The organism is Accumulibacter sp. (assembly GCF_016789985.1).
Taxonomy (GTDB): Bacteria; Pseudomonadota; Gammaproteobacteria; order Burkholderiales; family Rhodocyclaceae; genus Accumulibacter.
In genome coordinates, this window is the sequence record NZ_JAEUOL010000232.1 from 1 (window position 1) to 12,443 (window position 12,443).

Below are 12,443 nucleotides of genomic sequence, written 5' to 3' on the forward strand. Positions count from 1 at the left end.
TGCCCGACTCGACATCGAACGGTTGCTGCAGCACCTCGACCTCCAGCTTCGGATTGCGCCTCAGTGCTTCGAGCAGGCGGTTGAACACGGCCAGCACCTGCCGCGGGTTGCTCTCCTGGCCCAGGCGCAGCGTCCCGCGAAGCAGAGTGGTCTCACTGTCGACCGCGGGCGTCTCCCCGGGTTTTGCCTCGCCAACCGCCGGCTGCCGCGATGCCTTTGCGGTGGTGATTTTCCAGTCGAGTGCATCGAGTTCGACCGCCGGCACAGCCTGCAGGGCGCGACTGATCTCGCGCCAAAGATGCTCGGGCGAACGGCTGCCCTTTTCCAGCTCGACATAGCGATCGACCACCCGACGCAGATTGTCGTTGCTGGTCGGGATCGGCGGGAAGGTCTTGACGATGGCTTCGTAGCGCTGGCGCGCCAGTGCGGTTTCGTCGCTGACCACTGCCACTTCGCGGTTGAGCTGGTAGGCATCAAATGACTGCTTGCCGGCCCACAGCAGGCAGGCCAACAGGGTCACGGCGCCGACCCCCTGGAGTGCCGAACGGACCACCCAGAGATGGTAGTCGTGGCGTTGTTGATCGCTGGCGAACTGGGCACCTGGCGGATCGATCGCCAGCAGGTGCAGGAAAAGGCGCTCGCAACGGCTATCCATCGGCAGGGTATCGAGGCCACAGCGCTGCGCGCAGTCCTCGATGTCGAAAATCGTGAAGGACAGGGTTTCACTATCGACACAACTGTGCTCGACCGCATTGATGGCATTGCCGTGCGCGACGAGATAGGCGTTGATCGGCTGCTGGCGGCCGATCAGGCGCTGACTGACGAGATATTGCTGCAACTTGCGCGCTTCCGTGGCGAAGGTCTGCGCGATGCCACCTATGCTGCTGTTCTGCAGGGAGGTGAGCCGGCTGAAATGCAGTTGGCCCTTCTCCAGGTAGCTCTGCCGGATGCTGTGATCCTGGATGGTCAGCAGCAGGCAACGCTCGTCGGTGATCCCCAGCTTCCTGAGCAGGACGGGTCCCAGCATGGGCAGCGAGTAAACACCGGCCAGCGCCACTTGAGCAGCGGCAATAGCCGCCAGCCAAGGAGCGAAGAATTCGTGGTTGGTCAGCGCGGCGAGCAGGATGCGCTCGTCCTTGCGCCGTGATTTCTCGTGACCAAGAGAAACCGAGGTGGTCAGCGTCGAGTTGAAGAAGAGTTGTCCAAGCTTGCGCGAGACGATCGCCGTTCGATCGGCCCCGCGCAGGAAGGGGATCATCTCGATATGAAAACCTTCCTCGGAGACATTGGCGAGAAGCGCGAAGATGCTCTTGGCGTTGGCCGCGAGATAGCGCGCGAAGCCTTGTCGACCGGCCTCGGTCGCCTCGAAGGTGCCTTCCTCGGTCAGCACGCCGGCGCGCCAGAGGAAGGCCGCCAACTGGTGGGTGCCGAGATAGAGTAGGCGACGTGGCGACATGGCACTAGGTCTTGATCTTGCTGATCACGTCGTACACCGGACCGAGCACGGAGAGCATGATCCAGCCCAGCACGCTTCCCATCAGGACGGTGAGCAGCGGTTCGATCAACTGTTGCATCTTCTGTACCGATTCCCTGACGTCCCGGTTATAGAAGTAGCTGACATTGAGCAGCGCATCGTCAAGCGCGCCCGTGTTTTCGCCGACGCGCAGCATGCGGATGACCAGCGGCGGAAAGAAGCCGGTGCTATGAAAGGCGGCGGTGACGTTCTGCCCCTCGCCGATCAGTTGTTCGACCCGTTCCAGCCCCTGGCGGATGACCAGGTTGCCCACCACATCCTGGGTCGTCCGGATCGACTCGAGTATGGGTATCCCCGAGGCGTAGAGCAGGGCGAAGGTGTTGGCGAAACGGGAGAGCACGATTTTCCGCAGGATGCCGCCAAGCACGGGCAGGCGCAGCTTGATGCCATCGAAACGGAAGCGGGCCAGGGGATTGGTGTGCAGCAGGACGCGCAGGCCCAGCGTGACGCCGATCAGCAGGATCGGCACGAGGTACCAGTAAGCGACCATCAGGTCGGAAACGAGGAACAGGATCTGCGTCTGCAGCGGCAGGGTCTGCCCCATGCTCTTCACGAAGGTCTTGAGCTGCGGCACCATATAGACCATCAGGAAGAAGGTGGCGGCCAGCACCACCGAGCCGACGAATGCCGGATAGGCAACCATCTTGCGGGTTTGCGACGCCAGTTCGTCTTCCCACTTGAGCGACTCGTTGAGACTGTTCAGCACCTCCGGCAGACGGCCGGTCGTTTCGCCGGCGCGCACCAGGCTGACAAAGACCTGATCGAAGACACGGCGATGACCCGCCATCGCCTGCGACAGCGTCTGCCCACCCTCGATCGACTCGATCAGGCTGGCCACCACCTCGCGGAAACGCGGGTGCTCGAGACTGTCGCGCAGATCGGTCAGCCCTTCGAGGATGGGCACGCCGGCGCGCACCAGTTGCTGCAGGTGGAAGCAGAAGTGAATCAGCTCCCGGCGTGGCACACCGCCGCTGGCCAGCATGCTGCGGGTGCCGAGCGGCTCGCCGCTCACCAGATCGAGTTCCATGCGCCGCAGCCGCATCTCGAGGTCGATCAGATTGATGGCGTCGATTCTGCCGAAAACCATTCGTCCGTCGGGACTGACCGCCTTGTAGGTGTAGAGCGGCACCGCTGCTACATCCGGTCGGTCAGATCGACCACGCGCCCGATCTCTTCGAGCGAGGTCGACCCGTCAAGCACCCGCCGCAGGCCATCGTCGGCAAGGGTGGTGAAGCCCTGGCGGCTGGCCAGCTGCCGCATCTCGCGCACGGTGCTGCGCCGGGCGATCAGTTCGTCCATGTCGCCGTTGATGCGCAGCAGCTCCATGATCGCCAGACGCCCGCGATACCCCTGAAAGTCGCAGCGCTCACAGCCGCCAGGGCGGTAGATCACCGGCCGCGGGCCGTCCGCCAGGTTGCCGAGCAGGCGGGCCTCGTGCGCTTCGGCCTGATAGGGCGTCTTGCAGTGTATGCAGAGGCGCCGCACCAGCCTTTGCGCAACGATGCCGATGATGTTGCCGGCCATGATGTCGGGCAGGATACCGATGTCGAGCAGGCGTGGAATGACACCGATCGCCGAATTGGTATGCAGTGTCGAGTACACCTGGTGACCGGTCATGGCGGCGCGCAGCGCCATCTCCGCCGTCTCGGCGTCGCGGATTTCGCCCACCAGAATGATGTCCGGGTCCTGGCGCATCATCGAACGGATGCCGTTGGCGAAATCGAGCTTGACCGACTCGGCCGCCGAGGTCTGGCGGACCAGGGTCATCGGATACTCGACCGGGTCCTCGAGGGTCATGATGTTGACCCCTTCGGAATTGATATGGTTGAGCACCGAGTAGAGCGTAGTCGTCTTGCCGCTGCCGGTGGGTCCGGTCACCAGAACGATGCCCTCGGGACGGGCGATCATCAGCTTGAGCTGGTCGAGCTGCTTCTCGGCGAGGCCCAGACCTTCGAGCGGCACGATGCCTTTCTGCCGGTCGAGGATGCGCAGGACGATGTTCTCGCCGTGGATCGTCGGTTGCGCCGAAACCCGGAAGTCGACCTGCCGACCACGCATGTTGAGCGAAATGCGTCCGTCCTGGGGAGCACGGGTCTCCGCAATGTTCATCCCGGACAACACCTTGATGCGTACCGCCATCGCCGGCCAGTACGTCTTGTGCAGCGAACGGATCTGCCGCAGCATGCCGTCGATGCGGTAGCGGATGCGCAGAAAGCTCGCTTCCGGCTCGAAATGGATGTCGGAAGAATCGCGCTTGACCGCATCGGTCAGAATCGAATCAATCAGGCGGACGACCGGCTGGCTGTATTCATCGGAGGAGGATTGCAGGCCACGGAAATCGATCTCTCCGGTTTCGATTTCATGCAGGATGCCGTCGATCGACAGTTCATAGCCATAGCACTGGTCGATGGCGCGATCGATCTCCGTTTCACCGGCCAGCAGCGTGTCGATCTCGAGGTCGTCGCCGGCGAGCCCGCGGATCCGGTCGAGCGCAACGATGTCGTTGATGTCGGCAATCGCCACCGTCAGACACTGGTTGGCGGCATCGTAATCGAGCGGCAACAGGTGGTGGCGCTTGGCCAGATCGCGCGGCACGAGTTTCAGTGCCGACGGGTCGATGATCGCCTTGGACAGATCGACGCTCTGCTTGCCCAGGCTTTCGGAAAGGGCATCGCGCAGCGTCGCCTCGGAGACGAAACCGAGCGACACGAGCAACTTGCCGATCGGCTGATTCGACTTCATCTGCTCGAGCAGCGCGATGCGCAACTGATCCTCGCTGAGGATCCCCTTGGTGATCAGGATCTGCCCAAGTGGCCGGGAATGGGCATGTCCGCTGAGCAGGCTGATCATCGGTCAGGCAGGTCACTCGGAGGAAACGATCGCTGCACCCGGACAGCCCTAGGGTTGCAGTTCAAGGATGCGTTGCGCAGCAGCATGGCGGTCGAAAACGGCCCGCCCCCCCTCGGGAACGCTCAGCGCCATGCGGTAATACTGCGCGGCGAGCTTGCTCTGGCGCAAGTGGTCGAGGCTGACGGCGACATTGAAGAGGTAGTCGGCGTTGTCGGGGTCGAGGGCATAGGCCTGGAAATACGCCTGCTGCGCCTCGCTCCAGCGACGCTGCCGGGCGTAGAGGTTGCCCAAAGCGAAATGCACAGCCGGCGCATCCGGTTGGCTGGCCAGCAGCGTCTTCAAACGACTTTCGGACTGTCCACCGTCGCCGTTGCCATGCAGATTGATCAGAGCGGCCTGCGCGGTGACATCGCCGGGGTCGGATTCGAGCACCCGCAGATAGAGTTGCTGCGCACGTTCGAACTGCCCCTGGCGAGCGGCGATCGTCGCCAGGCCGAGTTGCGCGTCGGTGTTTCTCGGATCGCCGCGCAGCACCTGCTCGTAACCGCGGCGCGCCTCGTCGAGCCGTCCCGCCTGCCAGGCTTCGTAGGCATGGTTCAGCGTCTGATCGTGTTTCTGCCGATGGTTGGCGGGGCGGAAGATGCCGGCATCTTCGCCGGCCGCCATGCCGGTCGCTGCCGGCCGACGTGGCCGTTCGACCCCGGGCGGTGGTGCCGGCACCCGGGCAGCCGGGGGTGCCGGCGGCGTACCGGGGGCAGTGGACGGCGGGGCAACAGTCGGCGGCGTACCGGGGGCAGTGGACGGCGGGGCAACAGTCGGCGGCGCGGCGGCCAGCGGGAATGGCGCGACCGGCAGCGGCAATGGCTGGGCACGTGGCTGGGTCGCTTGCGGCGCTGGTGCCGGCATCGCCACCAGCGAGCCACTCGCGATCGCTTGCAACTGCCACCAGAAGTAAGCACCAATGGCCAGGATGGCCAGCCCCGCACAGCCAAGGAACAACCAGAGCGCCAGGCGCGACCGCGGCGCCTGCTTGACAGCGAACAGGTTGCGCGCCGCCAGCCGCTCGGCACTTTCGCCGGCACCTGCCTCGACTGCGGCAGGCGCCGATCGTGCGGGTCCACGCCGATGCGGCGGGTCCACCGCTTCCGCGGCGAGATCCGCGTCGACCGAATCGAGATGCCGGGAGAGCGGTGGCAGCGACCTGGCCGATGGATTCTCCGGTGTCTCCAGGGGGTCGAGGCGCAGCTCGCCAGGAGAAGCTGCAGCGGCCGGCTGGCCGCTCGCACCGGCGAGACGCTTGGCTTCCTCGGCCCGCCGCAGGGCGTCCATCAGCAGACTCACTGCAGTGGCTCCGGAGACCGCTCGGGCAATGAAAAGGGCCGGTAGACCTGGTCGGTGCGGAAGAAATCCTTGTCCGGCAACGAATCCCGGAAGCTGCTGAAGTCGCCCTCGAGCGAGGCGTCCCTGAGCACCGTCGGGCGCAGGAGAACGACCAGCTCCGACTTGCCCGACGAGTTGTTGCGGTTGTTGAAGACTTCCCCGAAAAAGGGGATGTCGCCCAAGCCAGGCAAGCGACCAAGCCGGTTGTCCAGACGATCCTCCATCAGACCGCCGAGCACGGCGATGTCGCCGCTCTCGATGCGCAGCATGGACTCGATCTCGCGCATGCGAATCTGCGGCACCAGATTCTTGATGTTGTTCGCCGCCAGCACCGGATTGGGGTCCTGCTTCAATTCGGCGATGCTGGAAATCGACGGACGAACGTTCAGGGTGACGGTACCGCTGTCGCTGATCTGCGCCGTCAGACTCATGAAAAAGCCGATCGAAACGGATTGTGGCGTGGTCGTCGTGGTCACCGTCGCATTGGTGTTGGGACCGCCGGGCACCGAATCCTGCTTGACGCTGAAATAGACGAAATCTTCGGACACCTTGAGCGTCGCCGTCTGGTTGTTGAGCACTGCGAGTTTCGGGCTGGACAGAACCTTGATCGTCCCGAAGGCACGCAGCAGTTCGACGGTGGCCAGCAGATTCAGCGGGTTGATGTCACGATACTTGATGACATAGGGTGTCACGGCGCTCGGCACGTTGGTCGTCAGTGCCGGCTTGGTGACGCTGTATTCGGAACCGCTGGTCAGCCGACTCCACTCGATCCCCTGCTGGTAGCCATCGGACAGGGTGACTTCGACGATGGTCGCCTCGATCAGCACCTGTCGCCGGGCGCTGCTCATCACCCGATCGAGGAACTCCTGGACCTTCTCGTGCTGCCGGGCGGTCGCCCTGACCGTGACCACCCCGGCTTCGGGATTGGCGATCACCGAGGCCGCTTCGCGGAAGGTCATGCGCTTGACCACGGTGGCGCCGGTGTTCTGCAGCGTGGCGGGATTGGGGCTGCCGGCCAGCGACTGCACCGCCTGATTGAGACGCGTGGCGACACCCGCCGGCACCGACGCCGGGGCACCGGTCCCGGTGGTGCTCTGCGAAGCGCTCTGCTCGGTCACGGTCTCGGTCGATCCTTCGGGAAAGACCTTGTCCGTCTCGTGCAGCAGATCCTTCAGATTCTTTTCGAGCGATTCCCAGAAACGGTTCTTGGACTTGTTGTCGATCTGGATACGCGAGGTGTTGCCGGTCCCCGCCACGCCGCCGCTACCAGTGGCCAGCGCGCTGGTCGATATCTGCGTATTGGTGGAAACCGTGCCAAGAACGTCGCGCGAAATATTGACGTAATCGACCTTGTAGTTCTTGAGGTAGGGAGCGTCGGGCATCACGACGAGATTCGGGCCATCCATCTCGAAGCGCATGTCCACCTGTTTGGCGATTCGCGTGAGCAATTGCGGCAGCGTCTGGTCGATGGCATTGAGCGTTACGGTGCCGGCAATCCCGGGATGGATGTCCACGTTGAGTCTGGCGTCGCGCGCCAGTGCGAACAGCAGATCGTGCACCTTGACATTATTGACGACGACGCTGTAAGTCTCGGTCCGGGCGGCGCTCCTCGGTCGGGGTAGCGAAACGCTTTGCTGAACCGGCTGCGGAATGGCCCCCGGCGGCCGGCCAACACCGTCGGCCTGCAGGTGCCCGGCAGACGGCCCGGTGCTCAGCGTAGTCGGGGTGCAGGCAGCAAGCAGCAGCACGACAAAGACGGCGTCAAGGGTTCTCGGAGACACGCTCAAGCTCGCTCCAGGCAAAGGGAAAGCGCATCATATCACGCTGAAACTGCAACACAAGTACATGATTTTTATTGTGTTACCTGCCTCGATCCGGGGTCGCCCGCATGACCCGACGAGCGTAGCCTGGCCACCGGCCGCACATAGGGCCGATTCGCCGGGGTGATCTCGCCAAGCATCGCCAGCGCGGCGTTTGCCTGCTCCCGCGAGACATAGTCGCCGTAGATGACTCCCAGGCGCTCCCGGCCAGCCAGCGTCGTCCGATAGACCCGAACCTGCCGCAGGTCGAGGACTCCGGCATTGTTTGCAATAAAATCCGACACTTCCCGCTGGTTGCCGGCATCCGCCATGAGCAACTGGATGAAGTAGTGGTGATCCGGGGCGCTCTTCAACCAGGCTTCGGTGACGCTCATCCGCTCGGCCAGGGTGAGCGGCTTTTCGACCGTCGCCGTTACCGGTACTGTACTCACGGCGGCGCTCTGCACCGCCGTGGTCGCAGACCCGAGCGGCGGGGCTGCGGGCGATGCCACGGCAACCACGGGAGTCGTTGGCAGCCCGGTCGCGGCAGGGTTTGCGGCAGTCGGCCGCGCCGCATCGTTCGCCGCCTCCGGCTTGGCCTGACGGCTCGAGCCGTGGCTGCCGGCAAGATAGGCGACAATGGCGACTGTGGCGATCGCCGCGGCAGCGCCGATTCCCCTCACCCGGCGCCAGCGAGAATGCCCGTCGATCCGGGTGAAACTCGCGTCACGGATCGCCGCCCGGACCTGCCGACCGTCGACCTGATGCACTCCGTCGGAGAAGGCGGCCAGCAAGGCCTTGTCGGCCAGGATGTTGATGCGCCGGGTCAACCCCTGGGAGGCCCGGCTGATCATCTGGATGGCCATCCGGCTGAACAGGTCGGGACCGTGGTAGCCGGCCGCCCGCAGCCGGAACATCAGGTACACCGCAACGTCCTTGCGCGGCAGGGGCTCCAGCCGGAAACTGTGCGTGATGCGGTCGTTGAGCTGGCGCATGGCGCTTTCGTGCAATCGCTGGTCGAGTTCGGGCTGGCCGAAAAGCACGATCTGCAACAGTTTGTGCTGGCTCGATTCCAGGTTGGAGAGCAGGCGAATCTCTTCCAGCGCGTCCGGCGGCATGGCATGCGCCTCGTCGATCAGGACAACGACCTGGCGTCCGGCAGCATAGATTGCCAGCAGGCGCTCCTGCAAGGCATTCAGCAGCAGGTTCCCCGGCCCGTCGGGAAGAGCCAGCCGCAGTTCGGCGGCGATGGCAAGCAGGATCTCGTCCCGCGAGAGCAGCGGGTTGGCCAGATAGACGGTCTCGACATTGCCTGGCAGTTTCTCGAGCAACATGCGGCAGAGCATCGTCTTGCCGCTGCCGACCTCGCCGCTGACCTTGACGATCCCCTCGTCATGGGTGATCGCATAGATCAGCGCCTCGAGTGTCGCACCCCGCTTGGCCCCGGCAAAGAAGAATTCGGTGTGCGGCGTGATGCGAAACGGCGCCTGCCGCAATCCAAAATGATCGAGATACATCACGCCTCCCGAGCCGAGGCTTCCATGCGGTTGTAGAGCGTCGTGCGGTGAATGCCCAGCAGGCGTGCCGCCTGGCTGACGTTGCCATGCGCCAGTTTCAGCGCGGCTTCGATATAGCCCCGTTCGGTCGCGTCGAGCAGCCGGTCGAGATGGAAGGGCTCCCGCTGCCGCAAACGCTGGATGGCGAGCGCGATGATCGCGTCGCCCGCTGTCACGTCCACCGCCCCACTCACGCTTTCCGGTGCGACCAGCGATTCGTCCGGCAGGTCGAGTTCTGCTTCGAGCGCGGCGGCGTCGACCAGTTGCCCCGGGTGCCTGGTGGTCAGGCGGATCACCACGTTGCGCAGTTCGCGCACGTTGCCGGGGAAAGCGTAGCTGCCCCACAGCCTTTCCGCCTCGGCTGAAAGTGCGAAGGGTGGTTGCTGCGTCTGCGCCGCGTAGTGCTGGCGAAAGTGATCGAGCAGCAGGAGTTTGTCGTCCCCCATCTCGCGCAGGGGTGGCGCAACGATCGAACAGACCGACAAGCGATGATAGAGATCGGCACGAAAGTGTCCTGCACGGACTTCCTTGCGCAGATCGCGGTTGGTGGCGGCGATGATGCGCGCCTGGCTGAACCGCTTGTGCGTTTCACCAACCCGTTGGTACTCGCCATTTTCCAGGACGCGCAGCAGCTTCGCCTGGAGATCCAGCGCCAGCTCGCCTATCTCGTCGAGAAACAGCGTACCGTCGGCAGCGTCTTCAAAATAACCCGCCTTGCTGGTCGCGGCCCCGGTAAACGCCCCCCTGGCGTAACCAAACAGGGTCGCTTCAACCAGACTGGGCGATATCGCGGCACAGTTGAGCGCCAGAAACGGCCGGTACCGCCGGCGCGTGTCATGGTGCAGGCAGCGCGAGGCGATGATCTCCTTGCCGCTGCCCGACTCGCCCTCGATCAGTACCGGGAACGGCAGGTCGGCATACTGGCGCAGTTGCAGCCGCAGCTTTTCGATTGCCGAGCTGTTGCCGATCAGCGGCGAAGCGCCCTCCCGGTGTTTCTCGTCGAGCACGCGAAAGGCCAGCGCGCCCTGCAGCACCTGCTGCAGGTCACCCGGGTTGCAGGGCTTGGCAACGAAATCGGCCGCCCCGAGCGTGCGCGCGTGCCGCGCATTGCCGTCGTCGCTTTGACCGGAAAGCACGACGATGCGGATCTCCGGAGCCACCTTCAGCAGATCGGAAATCAACGCAAAGCCCTCATCCGGGCGATGCGGTACCGGGGGCAGGCCGAGGTCCACCAGCGCCAGCTCCGGCGTGCGGCGCAATTGGCGGAGCAGTTGCAGACCATGTGGACGCGAATGGCTGGTGACGACTTCGAAGGGCTGACTCAGCGAGAAGCTCAAGGTGTCACAGATCAATGGATCGTCATCAACGATGAGCAGCAGCGGCTTTTCCGGCGGAGAGGAACCAGGATGGCTGAGCATGAAAAGTCTGTCGTCGGTGGCGGTTGGCGATCGCCGCATTATTCCACAATTATATTAACGTCAAGTAATTCACGGTCAGGGAAAGAGCTGTCGGGTATAATTCGCGCTCGTTTTTGTCCCGGGATGCCCGCGTGCCTGCCGCCAATCTTGTCGAAATCAGGGAACTGGATTTTGCCTACGAGGATCGCCCCATCCTCGACGGCATCAGCCTGCAGATCCCGCGCGGCAAGGTCGTCGCGATCATGGGCGGCTCCGGTTGCGGCAAGACCACGCTGTTGCGGCTGATCGGCGGCCAGCTCAAGCCGAGCCGTGGAGACGTGCTGGTCGACGGCCAGTCGGTACCGCAACTCGATGACGAAGGGCTTTACGCACTGCGCCGGCGCATGGGCATGTTGTTCCAGTTCGGCGCGCTGTTCACCGATATCTCCGTATTCGACAATGTCGCGTATCAGATGCGCGAGCATACCGACCTGCCGGAAGAGCTGATTCGCGACATGGTGCTCATGAAGCTCAATGCCGTCGGGCTGCGCGGTGCCCACCGGCTGATGCCGGCCGAGCTCTCCGGCGGCATGGCCAGACGCGTCGCGCTGGCGCGCGCCATCGCGCTGGACCCCATGCTCATCATGTACGATGAGCCGTTTGCCGGCCTCGACCCGATTTCGCTGGGCGTCATCGGCCAGTTGATCCGCCGCCTCAACGACGCGCTCGGAGCCACGACGATCATGGTCACGCACGATATCCAGGAATCCCTGCTGATCGTCGACTACATCTACTTCATGTCCGAAGGCAAGGTCGTCGCGCTCGGGACGCCGGACGAGATCCGTGCGTCTCGGCACCCTTTCGTCCATCAGTTCGTCTGCGCTGAAGCCGACGGACCGGTGCCCTTCCACTATCCGGCCAGCCCCCTGGCGCAGGAACTGCTCGGGACAGGCGCTCATGCACGATCCTAGGGAGAGGCCCGACGTGGTCGTCTCGGCACTCACCAACCTCGGGCATGGAGTCACCGAAGCGCTGTTGCGACTGGGTTTCGCGACGCGTTTCTTCATCATGGTGCTGCTCTGGTCAGGCCAGTCCTTTCGGCGCCTGCATCTGACCATACGCGAGATCTACTTCTCGGGTTTCCAGTCCCTGCTGATCATCATGGTCTCCGGGCTGTTCATCGGCATGGTGCTCGGCATGCAGGGCTACGAAACACTGCAGCGCTATGGTTCGGCCGAGGCACTCGGGGTACTGGTTGCCCTGTCGCTGGTGCGCGAACTTGGCCCGGTGGTGGCTGCACTGCTCTTTGCTTCACGTGCCGGTTCGTCGATCACCGCCGAGATCGGCCTGATGAAGGCCACCGAACAACTGACCGCGATGGACATGATGGCGGTCAATCCGATTGCTCGGGTCGTGGCACCACGCTTCTGGGGCGGCGTCATCTCGATGCCTCTGCTGGCGGCCCTCTTTTCGGCTACCGGGGTGCTTGGCGGCTACCTGATCGGCGTCGTCTTCATCGGCGTCGACGAAGGTGCCTTCTGGTCGCAGATGCAGGCCTCGGTGGATTTTCGCTATGACGTGTGGAGCGGTATCGTCAAGAGCTTTGTCTTCGGCATCGCCGTTTCGTTGATTGCGGTTTTCGAGGGCTACGACGCGGTGCCCACTGCCGAAGGTGTTTCAGGCTCGATCAAGGGGACGGTCGTCAAGTCGGCCCTGGCGATCCTGGCACTCGACTTTGTGTTGACTTCCTTCATGTTCCGGGAGGCTTGATGAGTCGCAAGTTGCTCGACCTGTGGGTCGGCGTTTTCGTTGCTTTGGGCCTCGCTGCGGTGCTCTTCCTGGCACTGAAGGTCGGCAACCTCTCGGCGGCCAACTTTGCGGAGACGTACCCACTTTCGGCCAAGTTTGTTAACATCGGTGGTCTGAA

9 protein-coding genes and 1 pseudogene are annotated in these 12,443 nt (G+C 63.7%); 3 read left to right on the forward strand and 7 right to left on the reverse strand.

Annotated features, from left to right (window positions below):
* The 7 genes from JNK99_RS13215 to JNK99_RS13245 all read right to left on the reverse strand — a co-directional run.
* Nucleotides 1-1,456: hypothetical protein (locus tag JNK99_RS13215; RefSeq protein WP_291853883.1), on the reverse strand; the 1,456-nt coding region annotated here is incomplete at its 3' end.
* Nucleotides 1,457-1,460: 4 nt separating this feature from the next.
* Entirely contained in the window at nt 1,461-2,663 is a 1,203-nt protein-coding gene (locus tag JNK99_RS13220; protein WP_291853885.1) for a type II secretion system F family protein, read from the reverse strand.
* A gap of 5 nt (nt 2,664-2,668) precedes the next feature.
* Nucleotides 2,669-4,384, reverse strand: a complete 1,716-nt coding sequence (locus tag JNK99_RS13225; protein ID WP_291853887.1) for a type II/IV secretion system protein — start codon at nt 4,382-4,384, stop codon at nt 2,669-2,671.
* 48 nt (nt 4,385-4,432) lie between these two features.
* Nucleotides 4,433-5,725: a tetratricopeptide repeat protein gene (locus JNK99_RS13230; RefSeq protein WP_291853889.1), complete on the reverse strand. Its 1,293-nt coding sequence runs from the start codon at nt 5,723-5,725 to the stop codon at nt 4,433-4,435.
* A complete protein-coding gene (locus JNK99_RS13235) occupies nt 5,722-7,545 on the reverse strand; it encodes a type II and III secretion system protein (RefSeq protein WP_291853891.1) in 1,824 nt (607 codons plus the stop codon). The genes JNK99_RS13230 and JNK99_RS13235 overlap by 4 nt, the downstream gene beginning before the upstream one ends.
* Nucleotides 7,546-7,616: 71 nt before the next feature.
* Nucleotides 7,617-9,080 (reverse strand): AAA family ATPase, encoded by a 1,464-nt coding sequence (locus JNK99_RS13240; protein ID WP_291853893.1) that lies wholly within the window; start codon nt 9,078-9,080, stop codon nt 7,617-7,619.
* Nucleotides 9,080-10,537, reverse strand: coding sequence for a sigma-54 dependent transcriptional regulator (locus tag JNK99_RS13245; RefSeq protein WP_291853895.1), 1,458 nt, complete (start codon nt 10,535-10,537; stop codon nt 9,080-9,082). Before JNK99_RS13245 ends, JNK99_RS13240 begins: the two co-directional genes overlap by 1 nt.
* Nucleotides 10,538-10,668: 131 nt before the next feature.
* Between JNK99_RS13245 and JNK99_RS13250 the strand changes: the two genes are divergently transcribed.
* The 3 genes and pseudogenes from JNK99_RS13250 to JNK99_RS13260 form a co-directional block, all read left to right on the forward strand.
* On the forward strand, nt 10,669-11,487 hold the full coding sequence (locus JNK99_RS13250; protein WP_291853897.1) for an ABC transporter ATP-binding protein: 819 nt from the start codon (nt 10,669-10,671) through the stop codon (nt 11,485-11,487).
* Nucleotides 11,474-12,286, forward strand: coding sequence for a lipid asymmetry maintenance ABC transporter permease subunit MlaE (gene mlaE / locus JNK99_RS13255; RefSeq protein WP_291853899.1), 813 nt, complete (start codon nt 11,474-11,476; stop codon nt 12,284-12,286). Before JNK99_RS13250 ends, mlaE begins: the two co-directional genes overlap by 14 nt.
* A pseudogene (locus JNK99_RS13260) lies at nt 12,286-12,443 on the forward strand (outer membrane lipid asymmetry maintenance protein MlaD); the annotation flags it as partial. The gene mlaE and the pseudogene JNK99_RS13260, both read left to right, overlap by 1 nt.